Annotated in this window: 18 protein-coding genes; 6 read left to right on the top strand and 12 right to left on the bottom strand. The window is 64.7% G+C overall.

What is annotated here, in order from left to right:
- The first annotated feature begins 374 nt into the window (after positions 1–374).
- From BCCGELA001_RS32255 to BCCGELA001_RS32270, 4 genes are all read left to right on the top strand, one after another.
- Positions 375–2,039 carry a methyl-accepting chemotaxis protein gene (locus BCCGELA001_RS32255; protein ID WP_008546374.1) on the top strand — a complete coding sequence of 555 codons (1,665 nt, stop codon included), beginning with the start codon at positions 375–377 and terminating at the stop codon, positions 2,037–2,039.
- Positions 2,040–2,206: 167 nt separating this feature from the next.
- Positions 2,207–2,995, top strand: coding sequence for an SDR family NAD(P)-dependent oxidoreductase (locus tag BCCGELA001_RS32260; RefSeq protein ID WP_060737117.1), 789 nt, complete (start codon positions 2,207–2,209; stop codon positions 2,993–2,995).
- Between the two features lie 137 nt (positions 2,996–3,132).
- Complete coding sequence (locus BCCGELA001_RS32265; RefSeq protein ID WP_008546378.1) at positions 3,133–3,570, top strand: hypothetical protein; 438 nt, start codon at positions 3,133–3,135, stop codon at positions 3,568–3,570.
- Between the two features lie 549 nt (positions 3,571–4,119).
- Entirely contained in the window at positions 4,120–4,485 is a 366-nt protein-coding gene (locus BCCGELA001_RS32270) for a hypothetical protein (protein ID WP_060737977.1), read from the top strand.
- 105 nt (positions 4,486–4,590) lie between these two features.
- Here the strand turns inward: BCCGELA001_RS32270 and BCCGELA001_RS32275 are convergent, their stop codons facing one another.
- From BCCGELA001_RS32275 to BCCGELA001_RS32290, 4 genes are all read right to left on the bottom strand, one after another.
- On the bottom strand, positions 4,591–5,004 hold the full coding sequence (locus BCCGELA001_RS32275) for a VOC family protein (RefSeq protein ID WP_008546381.1): 414 nt from the start codon (positions 5,002–5,004) through the stop codon (positions 4,591–4,593).
- A gap of 33 nt (positions 5,005–5,037) precedes the next feature.
- Positions 5,038–5,577: an SRPBCC family protein gene (locus BCCGELA001_RS32280; RefSeq protein ID WP_008546383.1), complete on the bottom strand. Its 540-nt coding sequence runs from the start codon at positions 5,575–5,577 to the stop codon at positions 5,038–5,040.
- 169 nt (positions 5,578–5,746) lie between these two features.
- Positions 5,747–7,039 (bottom strand): RNA polymerase sigma factor, encoded by a 1,293-nt coding sequence (locus BCCGELA001_RS32285; protein WP_008546385.1) that lies wholly within the window; start codon positions 7,037–7,039, stop codon positions 5,747–5,749.
- Positions 7,036–7,404, bottom strand: coding sequence for a YciI family protein (locus tag BCCGELA001_RS32290; RefSeq protein ID WP_008546388.1), 369 nt, complete (start codon positions 7,402–7,404; stop codon positions 7,036–7,038). Before BCCGELA001_RS32290 ends, BCCGELA001_RS32285 begins: the two co-directional genes overlap by 4 nt.
- Before the next feature lie 143 nt (positions 7,405–7,547).
- Between BCCGELA001_RS32290 and BCCGELA001_RS32295 the strand changes: the two genes are divergently transcribed.
- The gene (locus BCCGELA001_RS32295) at positions 7,548–8,513 is read left to right on the top strand and encodes a 2-hydroxyacid dehydrogenase (protein ID WP_060737118.1); all 966 of its coding nucleotides are present in this window, start codon (positions 7,548–7,550) and stop codon (positions 8,511–8,513) included.
- A gap of 51 nt (positions 8,514–8,564) precedes the next feature.
- On the opposite strand, the gene BCCGELA001_RS32300 is transcribed toward BCCGELA001_RS32295, so the two are convergent.
- On the bottom strand, positions 8,565–9,233 hold the full coding sequence (locus BCCGELA001_RS32300) for a TetR/AcrR family transcriptional regulator (protein ID WP_060737119.1): 669 nt from the start codon (positions 9,231–9,233) through the stop codon (positions 8,565–8,567).
- A gap of 117 nt (positions 9,234–9,350) precedes the next feature.
- Here BCCGELA001_RS32300 and BCCGELA001_RS32305 point away from each other — a divergent pair, with 117 nt between their 5' ends.
- A complete protein-coding gene (locus BCCGELA001_RS32305) occupies positions 9,351–9,992 on the top strand; it encodes a glutathione binding-like protein (protein ID WP_060737120.1) in 642 nt (213 codons plus the stop codon).
- Between the two features lie 142 nt (positions 9,993–10,134).
- Here BCCGELA001_RS32305 and BCCGELA001_RS38080 read toward each other — a convergent pair whose 3' ends face one another.
- From BCCGELA001_RS38080 to BCCGELA001_RS32335, 7 genes are all read right to left on the bottom strand, one after another.
- A complete protein-coding gene (locus tag BCCGELA001_RS38080) occupies positions 10,135–10,287 on the bottom strand; it encodes a hypothetical protein (protein ID WP_158511667.1) in 153 nt (50 codons plus the stop codon).
- Positions 10,271–11,929 carry a hydantoinase B/oxoprolinase family protein gene (locus BCCGELA001_RS32310; RefSeq protein WP_060737121.1) on the bottom strand — a complete coding sequence of 553 codons (1,659 nt, stop codon included), beginning with the start codon at positions 11,927–11,929 and terminating at the stop codon, positions 10,271–10,273. The genes BCCGELA001_RS38080 and BCCGELA001_RS32310 overlap by 17 nt, the downstream gene beginning before the upstream one ends.
- A 2-nt stretch (positions 11,930–11,931) precedes the next feature.
- The gene (locus BCCGELA001_RS32315; protein ID WP_060737122.1) at positions 11,932–14,016 is read right to left on the bottom strand and encodes a hydantoinase/oxoprolinase family protein; all 2,085 of its coding nucleotides are present in this window, start codon (positions 14,014–14,016) and stop codon (positions 11,932–11,934) included.
- A gap of 141 nt (positions 14,017–14,157) precedes the next feature.
- Positions 14,158–14,979 carry an NAD-dependent protein deacetylase gene (locus BCCGELA001_RS32320; protein WP_008546412.1) on the bottom strand — a complete coding sequence of 274 codons (822 nt, stop codon included), beginning with the start codon at positions 14,977–14,979 and terminating at the stop codon, positions 14,158–14,160.
- A 76-nt stretch (positions 14,980–15,055) separates the two neighbouring features.
- Positions 15,056–16,855 (bottom strand): cation:proton antiporter domain-containing protein, encoded by a 1,800-nt coding sequence (locus BCCGELA001_RS32325; RefSeq protein ID WP_008546414.1) that lies wholly within the window; start codon positions 16,853–16,855, stop codon positions 15,056–15,058.
- Between the two features lie 129 nt (positions 16,856–16,984).
- Positions 16,985–17,821 carry an SDR family oxidoreductase gene (locus BCCGELA001_RS32330; protein WP_008546416.1) on the bottom strand — a complete coding sequence of 279 codons (837 nt, stop codon included), beginning with the start codon at positions 17,819–17,821 and terminating at the stop codon, positions 16,985–16,987.
- Between the two features lie 70 nt (positions 17,822–17,891).
- Positions 17,892–19,211 (bottom strand): solute carrier family 23 protein, encoded by a 1,320-nt coding sequence (locus tag BCCGELA001_RS32335; RefSeq protein ID WP_060737123.1) that lies wholly within the window; start codon positions 19,209–19,211, stop codon positions 17,892–17,894.
- Positions 19,212–19,216: the final 5 nt, after the last annotated feature.

Below are 19,216 nucleotides of genomic sequence, written 5' to 3' on the forward strand. Positions count from 1 at the left end.
CAGTTGAAATGGGTCGCAGCCGTGGGCCGGCGTTCACCTCCAAGACGAACGACCTCTTGCGAATCCGACAAGCGAGCGGAAATTAATTGGGACCAACCGGCGAGCGGCCATCTGCTGGGCGCCCGGTGAGCGCGAGCCTGAAAAAATAATGCAGCCCAGCTCCGTACAGTTACGGGAGCTCTATGAACCACAGCGTGCATATAAACTCAAAATTCTCGTGAGTTGAATTGGATAGACAACACACGTGAAAACACGGGAGCAGCAGCAACCGCGAAGGAATTTACCGTTTGGTCAAGAAGGTTGGGCAAATTTTTCGTCTACGGAAACGCCGAACGGCAATCCTTCATTCTTCATCGGGCTATTGCGAGGCTTACGTGTTCAATTTCCAAAGCAAGAAAGTCAGGCACGCCGTTGCGGAGGTCGAGGCGCTCGACCGGTCGCAGGCCGTGATCGAATTCGGCCTCGACGGCACCATCCTGGATGCCAATGAGAACCTGCTGAAGATGAGCGGCTACACGCTGGCCGAGATCAAGGGCAAGCATCACAGCATCTTCGTCAGCCCGGCCGAGCGCGAGAGCGCCCGCTACCGCGATTTCTGGGCCAGCCTGAACCGCGGCGAATTCCAGACCACGCAATACAAGCGTTTCGGCAAGGGCGGGAAGGAAGTCTGGGTCCACGCCTCCTACGCGCCGCTGCTCGACGAAAACGGCAAGGTGGTCAGCTTCATCAAATTCGCCACCGACATCACGGCGTACAAGATGAGGACCATGGAGGACGCGGGCAAGCTCGCCGCGATCAGCCGTGCGCAGGCCGTGATCGAGTTCAACATGGACGGCACCATCGTCACCGCCAACGAGAATTTCCTTAACGCGATGGGCTATTCGCTCGACGAGGTCAAGGGCAAGCATCACAGCATGTTCGTGACGCCGGAGGATCGCGCCGGCACGGCCTACACCGACTTCTGGGCGCGGCTGAACCGCGGCCAGTTCGAGGCGGCCGAATACAAGCGTCTCGGCAAGGGCGGCAAGGAAATCTGGATTCTGGCGACCTACAACCCGATCCTCGACGAGATGGGCCGGCCATTCAAGGTGGTGAAATTCGCCACCGACGTCACCGCGCAGAAGATGAAGGCGGCCGACAATGACGGACAGCTCGCCGCCATCCAGAAGTCGCAGGCGGTGATCGAGTTCAACATGGACGGCACGATCCGCACAGCCAACGAGAATTTCCTCAAGGCGATGGGCTATTCGCTGACGGAGATCAAGGGCCAGCACCACTCCATGTTCGTCGAGCCGAACGAGAAGAATTCGGCGGCCTATCGCCAGTTCTGGGATACCCTCAACCGGGGCGAATACCAGGCCGCCGAATACAAGCGGATCGCCAAGGGCGGGCGGGAGATCTGGATCCAGGCCTCCTACAACCCGATCTTCGATCTCAACGGCAAGCCCTACAAGGTGGTGAAATACGCCACCGACATCACCGCGCAGGCGATCGGCCGCAAAAAAGCCGACAATGCGCGCGGGCTGATCGAGGCTGTCGCAGCCGGCAGCGAACAGATGAGCGCCTCGATCCGCGAGATCTCCGAGACCATGGCGAAGTCGCGCGAGACCTCCAAGGTCGCGACGACCAGGGTCGAGTCCGCGGACGGCCAGGCACAGAAGCTGGCCGCAGCAGCGCAAGCCATGAGCGGCATCGTCGAGATGATTTCGGGCATCACCAGCCAGATCAACCTGCTCGCACTCAACGCCACGATCGAATCGGCGCGGGCGGGCGAAGCAGGCCGCGGCTTCGCGGTGGTCGCCTCCGAGGTGAAGAGCCTCGCGAACCAGGCCAAGCAGGCGACCGACACGATCACCTCCGAGATCGACGCACTGAACGTCATCTCGGGCGACGTTGCGAGCTCGCTCACCGCGATCAAGGCTGCGATTGCCGGCGTCAACGAGTTCATCGCGTCCACCGCTGCCGCGGTCGAGGAACAGAGCATCGTGACCTCGGACATGTCGGCCAACATGCAGCGGGCCTCGGCGGAGCTGGCTTAGGCGTCATCCTCGTCATCTCTATCGCCGTCATCCCCGATTTTGCGTCAGCCTGCCTCGAAGGCTGGGAGGTCGGCCGCACCGCTGTAGCCCCCTTCCGCGCCGGGACGAAAGCACAGTAAAAGGAGCCTGCACGCGACGCACCCTCTCGACACAGGACGGATCCACCCATGCCGCAAGCCCCGCAAAAAGTTGCCCTCGTCACCGGCGCCGCGCGCGGAATTGGTCTGGCGACAGCGAAGAAATTCCTGGCCGAGGGCTGGCGTGTGGCGCTGCTCGACATCGAGGGCGAGCTGCTCGGCCGCGCCGTTGCCGAGATCGGCCAGGACGAGGCAACGCTGGCGCTGACTTGCGACGTTTCGGATGCAGCCGCGGTGAGCGCGGCAATGACGATGGTCGAGCAACGGTTCGGCCGGCTGGACGCGCTCGTCAACAATGCCGGCATCGCGGTGTTCGCGCCGCTGATGGAAACGTCGGAGGCCGACTGGCGCCGCGTGCTCGAGGTCAATCTCACCGGCCCGTTCCTCTGCACCAAGGCCGCGGTGCCCCTGATGCGCGACGGCAATGGCGGCGCCATCGTCAACATCACCTCGATCTCCGCGGTGCGCGCCTCGACGCTGCGCTCGGCCTACGGCACCAGCAAAGCGGGCCTCGCCCATCTCACCAAGCAGCTCGCCGTCGAGCTCGCCTCGCTCAACATCCGCGTCAACGCGGTCGCGCCGGGGCCCGTCGACACCGCGATGGCGAAGCAGGTGCACACCAAGGAAATCCGCGCCGATTATCACGACGCTATCCCGCTCAACCGTTACGGCCTGGAAGTGGAGCTCGCGGACGCGATCTACTTCCTGTGCTCGGCGAATGCGAGCTACATTACCGGTCAAATTTTGGCCGTTGATGGCGGCTTCGATGCCGCGGGTATCGGCTTGCCGACACTGCGCGGGCAACGGCGCAACGGGTAGGACCTGTACGGTGGGTTAGCACGACGGCTGCGCGAAACGCCGGCGGCCGGGCATAACCCACCTCTTCTCACGCGGCGCCAAGATGGTGGGTTACGCTACGCTAACCCACCCTACAATATCCAGTTGGTGGAGGCTTCATGCGACGCGTCTCATTGCTCAATGCCTTGATGCTTGCAGCCACGCTGCTTGTCTCTGCACCCGCGGCCGCCGAGATCCGCATCCTCCAGTCGCCCGGCGGCCAGGTCGGGCCATTCCTCGATCTGTTCGAGAAGGTGCGCGAGAGCGGCGAACGCGTCGTGATCGACGGTCCCTGCCTGTCCGCCTGCACGCTGGTGCTGAGCATCGTGCCCGGCGAGCGCATCTGCGTCACCAAGCGTGCGGTGCTCGGCTTCCATGCCGCACGCTCGGTTGACCGCCGCGGGCGCTTCTATGCCGAGCCGGAAGCATCGGTCGCGGTGCTCGACGCCTATCCCGGCCCGGTGCGCGATTGGATTAGCCGTCGCGGCGGTCTCACCTCTCGGTTGCTGCTGCTCAAGGGGCGCGATCTCGCCGCGATCTATCCGCGTTGTCGCTGACGAGAACGGCAGCTGCCGCGCGTGTGACGTGAATGAGCTCTGTGAACCGCGTCACATTGAAGGCGATTGCTTGGCGGTTTACTTGGCTGATTCAAGGCCATACGCCGGGTTCCCTGTGCTCGCATGCAGCGTACGCACCGGGAGATTTGCGCCATCAGGCGCTGGCTTCCGTTCAGAAGAGAGTCTGTATCACCGGTGCCAGCTTCGCGCTGGCGCAGATGAGCATTCCCCAAAGAGCAAAGTTGATCTGTAGCGCCGCCGCCATCGGTCGCTCCCCTGACAAGTGACGTCCATCCCAGTTTGTAGCTTTTATGAATCACCAATAGCGATTCTGGCGGGCAGATCACAGCCCAATATTGCGTCAATTGTTGTGCGATGCAGTTGGCGTGATTTCACGAAGCGGCCGCACTGCTCCCGCAAAGTGATGCGAATCGCGAGTTCATTACATGGCCGTGCTGGCCGACCCGTTTGCCTTAAGTTCCATTTCACCGACGCGATGCAAGCCTTCCCGCGTGGATCTTGCGCATCGCGCAGCGAACTTTGGTCCGGCTGATGCGATACGGCTTTATCTTGCTCACTTTCTGCACAACGCTGCTTGGCTGTGCAGTCGCACCGGCCCAGGAGCGCCGTCCGATCGCGTGGGATGGCCTCGGCCAGGACCCCAACAAGAGCGCGAACCGCGTTCATGCCGCGAAGCGGCCGACAGCGCCCCCTGCGTCCGCAGCGAGTGATCCCAATCAGGATCGGGAACGCGTGCTCGGCACCTTGCGGCCTTATTCCGAAGCGTGGTGGGCGGTCCACGACGAGATCGAAGCGGAGAAGGACAGGCAGCTCGGCACCAAGCTCGTGATCTGTCCTCGCTGCGTGCAACCGTCATCGCCGCAGGGCGAGGAAGTAACCGGCTCGATCCGGTGAGACCACGGCGATCGGCGCGCGACGGAACGATCCCATGCGCGTCCCCTCTCCCGCAGCATGGAGAGAGGGAACCGCAACTCGATCAAACATGTGCGCAATCGCGTATCACATTCCTTCGGCCGGACAGTTCACCATCCAGGGAATGCCGAACTTGTCGACGCACATGCCGAAGCCCTTGGCCCAGAACGTCTTGCTGAAGGGCATGTTGACGGTGCCACCGTCGGCGAGTGCGTTGAACTTGCGCTCGCCATCGGCGGGATCCTTGACCGTAAGTGAGATCGCAAAGCCCTGCGGCTTGTGAAAATGCTCGGCCGGCGAGTCGGAGGCCATCAATACGCTGCCGTCAGGCAGTGACATCCGCGCATGCATGATCATCTTCTCGCGGCCGGGTGTAGCGGGAACCTCCGGTGGCGCGTCCGATGAACGCATCATCGCCTCGATCTTGCCGCCGAGAACCTTGGCGTAATAGTTGAACGCGGCTTCGCAATTGTCCTGATAGAACAGATAGGGATTGAGCATCGTTTCTCTCCTCTTCTTCGTTGGCAATGAAATCTATTGCTTCTCGGTGAGCTTCTTCAGGCTGGCGAGGCCGGTCTCGAAATCCTTGCCGATCATGCTGTCCATGTTGATGAACACCTGCATCACTTTGGACACGAACGGGGCCGGACCGTCCATGGTCCATGTGACCAGTGTGCCATCGCCTTGCGGCACAAAGGTGAATTCGGCGGTGTTGTGGCCTTCGAACGGACGCTCGAAATCGAGCTTGATGCGAAGCTTCGAGGGCGCATTCGCCTCGAGGATCTCCATGTGTCCGGCGCCGACATTGTTGTTGCCGTCCCAGGCATAGGTCGCGCCTTTGCCTTCGGCGGTTCCGCCAAAGATCCGCTTCATGGCGGGGTCTCGGCTTTCATAGGGCGACCAGGCGGTCCAGCGGCGGAAATCGGCGACGACCGGATAGATCGCATCGGCCGGCGCTTTCACGGCGAGACTGCGCTCGACGCGGAATGTGTCGGGTTTCGTCAGAGCAAAGACGAGGATTCCCGCAAGCCCGGCTGCGAGGACGATGGCGATGATGGCAATGGCTTTCAGCATGATGACTTCCTTCGATACGGGATTAAGACGAAAGGGGATGGCGGGGACCGACACGGCCGGATGATTTTTTCGTCATGGCCGGGCTTGTCCCGGCCATCCACGTTCTTGTTGCGGATGAACGTGGATGCGTGGGACGAGCCCGGGCATGCTGGCGCGGTAATAGCTCGCCCTACTTCACCTTCGCCTTGCCCGACACCACCCCCTTCGGCTGGCTATCCCGGATCAGGCGATCGAGATGCATGCGGATGTGGGCGGCCTCCGCGGACGTATTGGCAAGCGCAATGGCGCGATCGAAGGCGATACGAGCCTCCTCGTTGCGGCCAAGCTGCATCAGGAAGGCGCCGCGCACGCCATAGAAGTGGAAGTAATTGGCGAGCTTCGGCGCCAGCGGCTCGATCAGCTCGAGCGCAGCCTCTGGCCCGCGCACCTTGGAGACCGCGACCGCGCGGTTGAGCGTCACCACCGGCGAAGGCTGCACCACTTCGAGCGCGCCGTAGAGCAGGTCAATCTGGGTCCAGTCGGTCTCCTCCGGCGTCGCTGCGCGCGCATGCAGCGCGGCGATCGCGGCCTGGATCTGGTAGGGTCCGCTACGGCGGTGGCGCATCGCCTTGTCGATCAGCGCGAGGCCTTCCGCGATCATGGTGCCGTTCCACAGCGAACGGTCCTGGTCGTCGAGCAGGATGAGCGACCCGTCCGCCGCAAAGCGCGCGGCGCTGCGCGCATGTTGCAACAGGATCAGCGCCGTCAGGCCCATGATCTCCGGCTCACTCTGGAACAGCCGCAGCAGCAGGCGCGCCAGCCGGATCGCCTCTTCGCACAGCGGCTTCCTGATTTCCGCGGTGTCGCCGCTCGCCGAATAGCCCTCGTTGAAGATCAGGTAGATCATCGCCGCAACGCCGGCGAGCCGCTCGGAGCGCTCGATCGCGCCGGGCGCCTCGAACGGGACGCCGGCGTCGGCGACCTTGGCCTTGGCGCGCGTGATACGCTGCTCCATCGCCGCTTCCGAGACCAGGAAGGCGCGCGCGATCTGCTTCACCGTGAGACCGGAGACGATACGCAGCGCCAGCGCGATCTGCTGCGTCGCCGGCAGCTGCGGGTGGCAGCAGATGAACATCAGCCGCAAGATGTCGTCTCGGTAGTGCGAGCCGTCGAGCCGCTCGGCAAGCGCACCCTCGGCATCATCGAGATCGGAGATCGCCTGGTCGTCCTCGGGCAGTGGTTGCTGCTTGCGGGCGCGGCGGACTTCGTCGATGGCGACGTTGCGGCCCACCATGATCAGCCAGGCCGCGGGATCGCGCGGCGGCCCGTTCTGCGGCCAGGTTTTCAGCGCGCGCAGGCAGGCGTTCTGAAAGGCTTCCTCGGCCGTATCGAGATCGCGGAAATAGCGCAGCAACGCGCCAACCGCCTGAGGTCGCGCCGAGGTCAGCGCAGTCTCGATCCAGGCGGTGTCGGCCTCGCTCACGTCAGATTTCCTCCGGGCCTGAATACGCCGACGGGACGCACCTCATAGGCGCCGCCGGGATTGGCGGCTCCGAGGTCGCGCGCGACATCGAGCGCGTCGTCGAGGTTCTTGCAGTCGACGATGTAGAAGCCGAGCAGTTGCTCCTTGGTCTCGGCATAGGGGCCGTCGAGCACCAGCGGCGGGTCTTCCTTGCGCAGCGTCGCCGCCGCCGTGGTCGGCAACAGTCGAGCAACCGGGCCGAGCCGGCCCTGGCTGGTGAGCTTCTCCTGCACCACGGCGAGCTTCTTCATCACGGCCTCGTCCTGCTCCTTGCTCCAGGAGCCGACGAAGTCCTCGTCGTGATAGCAAAGGATCGCATAAAGCATGGGCAGCACCTTCTTGAACACTTGTTTTTAGGACGATCCACTATGCCCCGCCCCGACAGGACTGCGGAAAAAATTTGCAAGAAAAATCCGCCAGATCGTGCCAAGGAGGGCCTTCTCAAGCGGAACTCCACGAGGCACTTCGAATGACCAAAGGCACACTGGCCGTCCTGATCAACAGCATGCAGCAGAACTGGACGCCGGAGCGCTGGAAAGCCCGGTTCGACGCAGTCTGCGGCGGCCGCCCCGTGGCGCTGCTGCCCAATTCCGCGCTCGATCCAGCCGAGGTGCACTATGCCGCTGTGTGGAAGCCGGTGCCTGGCGATCTCGGCGCGTTCCCCAACCTGCGTGCGATCTTCAATCTGGGTGCCGGCGTCGATGCGCTGATGGCGGACAAGAGCCTGCCTGACGTGCCGCTGGTGCGCGTCGCCGTGCCCGACCTGACCAACCGCATGACCGAATATGTCGTGTTGCACGTGCTGATGCACCACCGCCAGGAGCTTTACCTGCGGGAGTCGCAGCGCGCGAAGCGCTGGGAGCCGACCTATCAATGGCCGGCCAGCGCCATCACTGTCGGCATCATGGGATTGGGCACTCTCGGCGCCGACGCGGCCGATGTGCTGCGCAGGCTCGGCTTCCGCGTTGCCGGCTGGAGCCGCAGCCCGCGCACGATCGACGGTGTCGAATGCTTCCATGGCACGGCCGGGATGGACGCGTTCCTGCGCAAGACCGACATCCTGGTCTCACTGCTGCCGCTGACGCCCGACACGCATGGCATCCTCAACCGCGACGTCTTCGCCAAGCTCAACCGCAACGGCCCGCTCGGCGCACCGGTGCTGATCAACGCCGGCCGCGGCGGCTTGCAGAACGAAACCGACATCCTGGCCTGCCTCGACGACGGTACGCTGGGCGCCGCCTCGCTCGACGTCTTCGTGCAGGAGCCGCAACCGAAAGACAGCCGGTTCTGGACCCACCCCAAGGTGGTGCTGACCCCGCACAATGCCGCGGACACCGACGCGGACGCGATCTCGGCCTACGTCGCCGAGCAGATCGCACGCTTCGAGGCGGGCGCTGCGCTGGAGAACGTGGTGGATCGGGCAAGAGGGTATTAGAGGCTCGCCAGCTCTACACACTCTCTGTCGTCCGCTGTCCGGAACGACAGCTCAGGTTTTCGGCCCAGCCCCCACCATGACGTCGATCGCGCCCTTCACGATCGCCTCGAGCTCCTTGCGCGGAACGCGCGCACGGGAGCGGATGGCGATGGTGTGGATGGTGGCCGAAGCGATCTGCGCCAGCGCGAATGGATCGGCGCTCTCTGGCAGCTCGCCTTTCTCCTTGGCGCGGCGGAAGCAACTTGCAAAAGCCTTGTCGAGACCGGTAAGGCCCTCGAGCACCAGGGCGCGGATCTCGGGATCGCCAACGGCTTCGGACGCGGCCGTCACCACCGTGAAGCAACCGCGCGGGCCGGTGTCGCCGGACAGATAGATGTCCAGCGCGGCGGCGTAGATGCGTTCCAGCCGCGGACGTACCGGCATCTCCTGGCGAAAGATATCGACCATCGCCGCGCCGGCTTGCTCGCGATAGCGCTGGTAGCTCTTGATGTAGAGCTCGCGCTTGTCGCCGAAAGCGCCATAGAGGCTCGGACGATTCATCCCCGTCGCCTCGCTGAGATCGTCGAGTGAGGTCGCGGCAAAGCCCTGCTTGCGGAACAGATCGAGCGCGCGGCCGAGCGCGACATCGGGCTCGTAGGCACGCGGACGGCCGCGGCGCTTGGGTTCGGCGCGCCGCGCGGGTGCATTGGCAGCAGCTGGCGGCTTCGATTTTTGTACCATTCCGCAAATTAATCCTTGACCGCCTTTATACTATGCAAGATGGTACAAAAATCAATCTGGCCAGGTTGAGCGACACTCCGAAATGTCACATCGAGGAATTGCCCAAGGAGGCTACAGATGGATCTCTATTTCTCGCCGCTCGCCTGTTCGATGGCGACCCGCGTCGCGCTGTACGAAGCCGGCGCCGAGGCGAATTATCTCGAAGTCGATCCGCCGTCCAAGAAGGTGCTGAACGACGGCTCCGACTTCCGTACCGTGAATCCGATCGGCCTCGTGCCGACGCTGCGCACCGACGAGGGCGTGGTGCTGACCGAGAACGCGGCGATCCTGCAATATGTCGCCGACCGCTTTCCGCAATCCGGCCTCGGCGCCGCCGGCATCGAGCGCACGCGGCTGCATCAATGGCTCTGCTTCATCGGCACCGAGCTGCACAAGAGCCTGTTCGTTCCCCTGCTCGACCGCAAGGCGCCGCAGGAGGCCAAGGCCTATGCGCTGGAGAAGAACCTGTCGCGGCTCGACTATCTCGACAACCATCTCAAGGGTCGCGACTTCCTGCTCGACCATTTCAGCGTCGCCGACGCCTATCTCGTCACGGTCATCAATTGGACCATGGCGACCCCGCCGGTCGAGCTCGCGAAATGGCCGAACCTGAAGGCCTATCACGACCGCCTGCGTCAGCGGCCATCGGTTGCGCGCGCGATCGCGGAGGAATTCGAGCTGTACAAGGCCGAGCTCGCGCGGAAGAAGGCGGCGGCCTAACCGAGAATGTCGTCGTGCCCGGGCTTGTCCCGGGCATCCACGTTCTTCGTACCGAGAACAAGGCGTGGATGGCCGGGACAAGCCCGGCCATGACGGTGTTGAAGCTTCGGCGTCCCTATTTGGAGCCGGGGCGATGTAGAGTCTACCCGTACAGCACGCGCGGCAGGATCGTGACGATGCCGGGCCAGAGCGTCAGCAGCAGCACGAAGCCGATCATGATGACCAGATACGGCAGCGTGACGCGCGCAATGTAGCCGAGCCCGTCAGACGCCAGCGCGTCACCGCGCGTACCCATAAACTGCAGCTGCATTGTCCGAAGAGACGAAGCCGCTTTCGACGTCGTCCTTGACCGCCGCGCGCTCGCGCGTCGCGGGATCGCCGATGCCGGCGCCGCCGGGCGTCAGCACCACCAGCCGGTCGTCCGGCGGCACTTGCTGGAAGCCTTTTCCGCGCAGCTTCTTGCCGGACTTGAGGCCGACATAACCGGCCTCGCCGTCACGCCCGCCATCGCGGCCGCGCGGCGGATGATCGATGCGGTCGAACGCGGCGAGAATGTCGAATGGCGCATCGACGCCGCTGCCGACCTCGATGATCTGGCCGAGACCGCCGCGGGTGCGCCCCGGCCCGCCGGAATCCGGCCGCAGCTCCTTGCGCCAGAAGATCAAGGGCGTCTGCGTCTCCGCGATCTCGACCGGCGTGCCGCGCACGCCACTGGGGTAGGCCGTCGCCGACAGGCCGTCTTTGCCGAAGCGCGCACCGGTGCCACCATTGGAGGTCACCGCCATCGAGAACCCGTAATTGCCGCCGGCGCCGCTTCGCGTCTGGCCGCGCACGTTGAGATTCCACAGGCACGATGTGCCTTCGGCCGGCACGCGCTCGGGAATGATCTGGCGCAGGCAGCCGAACACGACGTCGGGCAGCATCTGACCGATGACGTGGCGCGAGGCGACAGGCGCCGGCTTCGGCGCATTGAGGATCGCCCCCGCCGGCGCCGACACCGTCAGCGGCGAGAGCGACCCGGCATTGTTCGGGATCTGCGATGCCACGACGCAGCCGAGGCCGAACACGGTATAGGCCGTGGTGTAAGACAAAGGCACATTGATGCCGAACCTGGAGGCTGCGGAAGTGCCGTCGAAATCGACGTGGATGCCGGCATCCGTGATCGTCAGCGTCGCCGCGAGCGTGACCGGCGCATCATAGCCGTCGACGACCATGGTGTTGCGCCAGCTGCCCTTCGGCAGCTTGGCGATCTCGGCAAGCACGGCCTCGCGCGAGCGCTCGCAGATGTAGTCGCCGAGCTCGTCGAGCGTGTCGATGCCGAACTCGGTCATCATCTCGACCAGGCGCTCGCAGCCGACGTCGTTGCAGCCGGCGAGCGAATAGGTATCGCCCTCGGTATCGATCGGCAGCCGCGTGTTGGTGCGGATCATCGCCATCAGCGTTTCGTTGACGACACCCTGGTCGATCAGCTTGAGCATGGGGATATAGAGACCCTCCATGAACACGTCAGTGGCGTCAGGCCCGAAGCCGATGCCGCCGATGTCCATGAGATGGCTGGTGCAGGAGAACAGCGCGACCGGCTTGCCGTCCTTGAAGCAGGGCGTGGTGACGACGAAATCGTTGAGGTGACCGGTGCCCATCCAGGGATCGTTGGTGATGTAGGCATCGCCCTCCTTCATCGTCTCGATCGGGAAGTGTTCAATGAAGTGCTTGACCGATTCCGCCATCGAGTTGACGTGGCCGGGCGTGCCGGTCACCGCCTGCGCCAGCATTCGGCCCTTGAGATCGAACACGCCGGCCGAGAGGTCGCCGCATTCGCGCACGATCGGGCTGAATGCAGTGCGGAGCAGCACCTGTGCCTGCTCCTCGACCACGGCGATCAGCCGGTGCCACATGATCTGGAGGTCGATCAGGCTCGCGCCGTTTGCCTTGCTCATGATCAGGCCGCCTTCCGTTCCATGACGATGCTGCCGGCACCGTCGATATGCGCGTCAAAACTGGTGGACACGAAGGTCGAAGTCTCGTCCTCCGCGATCACGGCGGGGCCCGCGATAGTCGCACCCGGCGCCATGTCCTCGCGGCGGTAGAGCGGGATCTCGATCACCTCGCCTGCCCGACCGTCGAAGAATTTGCGGCTGCCGATGGCCTTTGCCGCCGGCTTGCGCGCGACGGCGGCGACCGCGGAGGGATTGCGCGCCTCCGTCGTGGCGAGCACCGACCAGCTCAGCACCTCGATCGCCGCGCCCGGGATCGGCCGCTCGAACATCGCGGAATAATCCGCCTCGAATTTCTGGCGCAGGCCGGCAAGATCGGCCGTCGTCAGCCGCCGGTTCGGCAGCTCGACCGAGATCTCGTGACCCTGCCCGACATAGCGCATGAAGGCGGCGCGGCGCTCGCGCACCGGCGCGCCGGCAGCACCCGGCTCGACCAGCGCCCGCGCCTCGCTCGCCATCTCCTGCAGGAGATCGGAGACCGCCTCGGTGTCGAAATCATCGAGCCGGACGTGACGGCTGCGCACCAGCTCATAGGCGATCGGTGCGGCGAGAAAGCCGACGGCCGAACCGACACCGGCATTGGACGGCACGATCACGCGGGAGACACCGATCTTCTCGGCGACGCGGGCCGCGTGCAGCGGCGCGGCGCCGCCGAACGCGATCAGCGTGTGCTGGCCGACGACCGCGCCACGCTCGACCGCATGCACGCGCGCGGCGCTCGCCATGTTCTCGCAGACGACCTCGTGCACGGCATAGGCCGCGGTTTCCGCCGACATGCCGAGCGGCGCACCGACGTCGCGCAGCAGCGCCTGTTTCGAAAGCTCCGGATCGAGCTTGATCGTGCCGGCCGCGAAGGCATCAGGGTCGATCATGCCGAGGGCAACGTCCGCATCCGTCACAGCCGGACGCTGCCCGCCGCGGCCGTAGCAGGCCGGTCCCGGCTCCGATGACGCACTCTCTGGCCCCACCGTGACGCGCTTCATCGCATCGACATGCGCGATCGAGCCGCCGCCGGCGCCGATCTCGACCATCTCGATCACGGGGATGCGCACCGGCAGACCGGAGCCCTTGAGGAAGCGCGCGGCGCGATCGACCTCGAACACGCGCGAGGTCTCGGGCTGGTACTTCTCGATCAGGCAGATTTTCGCGGTTGTGCCGCCCATGTCGAAGGACAGCACCTTGCTCTCGCCAAGACGCGCGGCGATCTGCGCCGCGAAGATCGCGCCGCCGGCCGGACCGGATTCGACGAGACGCACGGGGAAGCGGCGCGCCGTTTTGATTGACGTCACGCCGCCGCCTGACGTGACGAGGTAGATCGCGCCGCGGAACTGCTCGACCTGCAAGGCATCGGCCATGCGAGCGAGATAGCCGTCGATCAGGGGTTGCACATAGGCATTGGCAACCGCAGTGGAAGTGCGCTCATATTCGCGAATCTCGGGACATACCGCCGAGGACACGGTCACGGAGATGCCGGGCATCTCCTTGCTGATGATCGCAGCCGTGCGCCGCTCGTGCTCGGGATTGGCATAGGAGTGCAGGAATGCGATCGCGACGCTCTCGACGCCTTGTTCACGCAATTTAGGCGCGAGTGCGCGCACCGCCGCTTCGTCCAGCGGGAGCCGGACGCCACCGTGCGCATCGATACGCTCGGGCACGGTGAAGCGAAGGCTGCGCGGCGCCAGCGGCTTCGGCTTGTCGATGCTGAGATCATATTGATCGTAGCGGCTCTCGGTGCCGATATCGAGCACGTCGCGGAAGCCGTCCGTCGCGATCAGCGCGGTTTTCGCGCCGCGGCGCTCGATGATGGCGTTGGTGGCGAGCGTGGTGCCGTGAATGAAGACGTCGATGTCGCTGATATGCGCGCGCGCATCGGCAAGGATGAGGCGCATCCCGTCCAGCACCGCCTGCTCGGGCCGCTGCGGCGTCGTCAGCACCTTGCGTGTCTTCCGATCCTGTCCCACGTCCAGCACGATGTCGGTGAACGTGCCACCGATATCGACGGCAAGCCGTACCTCGGCTCCCTCAAGCATTCCAAATTCTCCGCGCTGATCATCAAGACTGAGACTGAAAGCGCAGCAATTTCCATGCCATGGACGACGGGGACAACGCCGCGCCCGGCTATTCTGCTTGGCACCTATGCAATAGGCAAGACGTGTTCGTGGTCGGCGCGATCAGAGCAGGAATGCGAGCGCCGTCTCGCAGCGCTCCTCGACCTTCAGCGTCAAGAGATCGTCGGCGCGGGTGCGGCCGAGATTGACTGCCGCAATCGGAATGTTGCGCTGCGCGGCAGCTTGTACGAAGCGAAATCCGGAATAGACCATCAACGAGGAGCCGACCACGAGCATGGCGTCGGCCTGCGCCAGATGATCCCGCGCAACAGCGACGATGTCGCGCGGGACGTTCTCGCCGAAGAACACGACGTCGGGCTTGAGGATGCCGCCGCAGACTTCGCAGGCCGGAACCTGGAAAGACGAAAAATCCTCGTGCTCGAGATCAGCGTCACCATCAGGAGCATCGGCCGCATCGAGCGTCAGCCACCCCGCATTCGCCCGGCCAAGCGCGTGCTGAAACTCATCGCGCGGCATCTTCGCCCCGCAACCCATGCAGCGAACCAGGTCGAGCCGTCCGTGCAGATCGATCACCTGCCGGTGGCCGGCGGACTGATGCAGGCGGTCGACGTTCTGCGTCAGCAGCATCCCGCACCGGCCGTTCGCCTCGAGCCGGGCCAGCGCATGATGCGCATCGTTCGGCTTCGCCTGGCCGAACCGCCGCCAGCCGATCAGGCTGCGCGCCCAATAGCGCTGCCGCGTATGCTCGTCCGACATGAAGGCCTGGAAATTGACCGGCTGGGTCCGCTTCCAGTTGCCGTGGCTGTCGCGGTAATCGGGAATGCCCGAATTGGTGCTGCAGCCGGCGCCGGTCAGCACGAACAGCCGTTTGTGCCGGCCGATGAAATCCTGGAGCGGCGGGGTTGCCGGCGGAGCATTCTTCATGGCGCAGATGTAGGTCGTGCGGGCTCGTTTTGCCAGATCAGGGCAATCCCGGCGCATGGCGACCTCGCGTAGCCCGCTAGCGCGGGGACCGCCGCCCCGTGAGATCGAGCGGACGAGGCTTCTCCTGCCCAGCCTTGCGAGCGGCTTGCTGCAGCGTCAGCCGGAATTCGTCGCGCTTCTCGTGGACCGAGGCGATCGCATGACCAACTGCAACGCCGAGGCCTACCAGTGCGGCTTCGGACAGCTGCAGGCTCGCCTCGATGGTTTCCGGCACCGCATCGGTTGCGCCGATCGCATAGAGATGGCGGGCATGATCGGCGTCCCGCGCACGCGAAACGATCAGCACATCCGGCCGCACCGCGCGAATCCGCTCGACGACGGCATCGATCGCCGGCCGCGACTGGACAGTGATGATCACGCCGGTGGTCTGCATCAGGCCGCAGGCTTCGAGGAAGCCCTGCTCCGTCGCATCACCGAAATAGACCTTGTGACCGTCGCGGCGGTCGCGCGCCACGCCGATCGGTTCGTGATCGACCGCGATGTAGTCCAGGCCATGGCTGGTCAGCAGCGAGCAGACGACCTTCCCGACGCGGCCGTAGCCGACCACGATGGCCTGCGCCCGGTCGACGGGCGGCCGAACCGCCAGCTCGGGATCGGGCGAGCGCTCGGGGCCCAGCTTCGCGGCCAATCGTCGTCCGAGCATGCCGAGAAGCGGCGTCAAGGCCATCGTCACCGCGGTGACGGCGACGGCAAAGCTCGACACGCGCGGCTCGATCAAGCCGCTGGCCACCGCCATTCCGATGCTGACGAAAGCGAATTCGCCGACGGGACCCAGCAGGAAGCCGATCTCGATCGCCGCCGCCCAGGAGAGCTTGAAAAGCCGGCCGAGGAGGATGAGCACGATCGCCTTGCCGACGAGAATGCCGATGACGGCGGCCAGCAGCCAACCGGGCTCGCGCATGAACACGCGGAAGTCGATGGCCATGCCGACGGTGAAGAAGAAGATGCCGATCAGCAGTCCCTTGAACGGCTCGACGGTGGCCTCGATCGCCTTGCCGTACTCGGTCTCGGCCAGCATCAGTCCCGCAACGAATGCACCGAGCGCCATCGACAGTCCCGCCTGGTGCGCGGCAATCCCTGCGCCGACGATGACGAACAGGGTCGCGGCGACGAACAACTCCGTCGAATGGGTGCCCGCAACCATCTGGAACAGCGGACGCATCAGCAGCCGTCCGACCAGAGTGAGGAAAGCGACCGCCAGCGCTGCCTTCAGGATCGCACTGGAGATGTGCGCCACGACGGAGCCACCAGTGCCCGCGCCGAGCACCGAGACGAAAACGAGAATGGGGACCACGACGAGGTCCTGCGCCAGCAGCACCGAGAAGCTGGCACGCCCGGAAGAGGTGGAAAGCCGCCTCTCGTTGGACAGAAGCTCGAGCACGATCGCCGTCGAGGACAGCGCGAGGCTGGCGCCGAGGATGACGGCGGTGTCGGAGCTCTGTCCGGCGAGCAGCGCCGCCCCGAAAATCATGGCTGAGGTCACCAGCACCTGCAGGCCGCCGAGCCCGAACACCAGGCGCCGCATCGTGACGAGCCGCCGGAAGGACAGCTCGAGCCCGATCAGGAATAGCAGGAACACGATGCCGAGATTGGCGATACCCTCGACGTTCTGCGCATCCGCCACCGTGAACCAGTACAGGAACGGGAGATCCTTGACGAGCGAGCCGAGCCCGAGCGGACCGAGGATGGCGCCCGCACCGAGATAGCCCAGCACCGGATTGATGCCCCAATGCCGGACAATCGGCACCACGACGCCGGCGGTGCCGAGGACCACCAGCGCGTCACTGTAGGCATTGATGTTGATGGTTGTGGTCACGAGCCCTTCACGTGTCGGCGTCTGCCATAACGGCAGCGTCGTCCACGGTCGATAGCACACGGCGCCGCAGACGCCCAAACGACCCTGACCTTTTCCTCCGGCGCGGGGTACGCGGTAAAAAGCTGACGTTCAGCTCGCCCAGTTCTCCCGGAATTCCGGAAACAATGTCAGGCCACCACAGGCATAGAGGGTCTGCCCGGTGATGTAGCTCGCATCGTCCGAGGCGAGGAAGGCGAACACGGCGGCGATCTCCTCCGGCGTGCCGACGCGCCCCAAGGGAATGTGGGAGGTGACGACGCCCCGCTTTTCCGGGTCGCCTGTCCAGGCCGCGTTGATCGGCGTGTCGATCGCCCCGGGGCCGACCGCATTGACGCGGATGCCCCGGCCGGCGAATTCGAGCGCCAGCGTGCGCGTCAGATTGGCCATGCCGCCCTTGCTGATCGAATAAGCGAGATAGCCGGGCTTGGGAATGATCTGGTGCACGCTCGAGCAATTGATGATGCTGCCGCCTCCGCCGCGCGCGACGAAATGGGCGAGCGCCTTCTGCGCGCACAGCACCGCGCCATTGAGGTTGACGTCGATGATGCGGCGATAGGTTTCGACGTCGAGCGCCTCGCTCGGCGATTCCCGCTGGAAGCCGGCATTGTTGACGAGACAGTCTAGGCGCTTCCAGCGCGACAGGACGGTCTCGAACATCGCGGCGATGTCCTGCTCGTTGCCGACATCGGCCTTGACCACGACATGGTCGAGCCTGCCATGGCCGCGGTCGGCAGCTGCCGTTCGCGCCAGCGCGAGCGTCTCCTCCGCGCCTTCAGGACTGCCGAAATAATTGATGGCGACGGTCGCCCCTTCCTGGGCGAGCCGGACGGCAACGGCGCGGCCGATGCCTTGGGAGGCGCCGGTGACCAGTGCATATTGGCCGACGAGACGCGAGGGAAAGGAGCTCGAGCGATCGGTTTGTGGCATGAGTGATCTCCAGGGATGCGTGATCATCGACGGAACCGGCGCTTTGTTCCATCGCTCAACGCATTGTGCTTCAGTCGGCGTGCCGGGCGCGCGTCAAGGTCAGTATCTGGTACAGGATGATGGCACCGAAGGTTGCCGTGCCGATTCCGCCGATCGTGAACGCACCGAATTTGAGCGTGAGATCGCCGGCGCCTGCGGTGAGCGCCACCGCGACGGTGATCAGGTTCGCGGGATCTGCGAAGTCGACCTTGTTCTCGACCCAGATCCGGCCGGCCATCGCCGCGATCAACCCGAACAGCACGATCGAGAGGCCGCCGATGACGGGCCCCGGGATCGAGAGGATCAGCGCGCCGAATTTCGGCGAGAAGCCGAGCAGGATCGACACAATGGCCGCGAAGGCGAACAACAAGGTAGAATAGACCTTCGTCGCCGCCATGACGCCGATGTTCTCGGCATAGGTGGTGACGCCGGTGCCGCCGCCGCTGGCTGCCACGATGGTCGCGAGGCTGTCGGCGAACAGGGCGCGGCCGAGATAGCGATCAAGGCTCCGGCCCGTCATGGCGCCGACGGCCTTGATGTGCCCGAGATTCTCGGCGACGAGGATGACCGCAACGGGCGCAATCAGGAAGATTGCATCGGCCTGGAACGTCGGCGCGGTGAAGCTCGGCAGGCCGAACCACGGCGCGGCCGAGAGTGGCGCAAAGTCGATCGACTTGCCGAAGCCGAGGCCGTTCGCGAACAGCAGGTACAAGAGATATCCGCCGATTGCGCCGACGATGATCGGCAGGCGGCGCCACAGGCCCGGCGCGGCAACGGCAACCACGCCGATGATCAGAACGGTTGCGAGCCCGATCCAGGTGTCGAATGCACCTGCGCTCACCGCCTTCACCGCCACGGGCGCGAGGTTGAGACCGATCGCAGCGACCACGGCGCCGGTGACCGCCGGCGGCAGCAGCCTCTCGACCCAGCCGACCCCAGACCACATCACGACCAGCGAAATCAGGCCGTACAGCACGCCGGCCCCGACGATGCCACCGAGCGCAACTGACAGATTCGGATTCGGCCCCTGCCCGGCATAGCCGGTGGCGGCAATGACGACGGCGATGAATGCGAAGCTCGAGCCGAGATAGCTCGGCACGCGCCCCGCGACGATGACGAAGAAGATCAGCGTGCCGACGCCGGAGAACAGCACCGCAACATTGGGATCGAACCCCATCAACAGCGGCGCGATGATCGTCGAGCCCGACATTGCGACGCAATGCTGGAGACCGGAGACGACGGTCTGACCCCAGGGCAGCCGTTCCTCCGGCATGATCACGCCCGAGGACTTGAGCTTCCAGTGCGGAAAATAGCCTTGCGTTTGCTCGTCGGAGCCTGTTGCAGTCGCCATGTCCC

This window comes from Bradyrhizobium sp. CCGE-LA001 (assembly GCF_000296215.2).
Classification (GTDB): Bacteria; Pseudomonadota; Alphaproteobacteria; order Rhizobiales; family Xanthobacteraceae; genus Bradyrhizobium.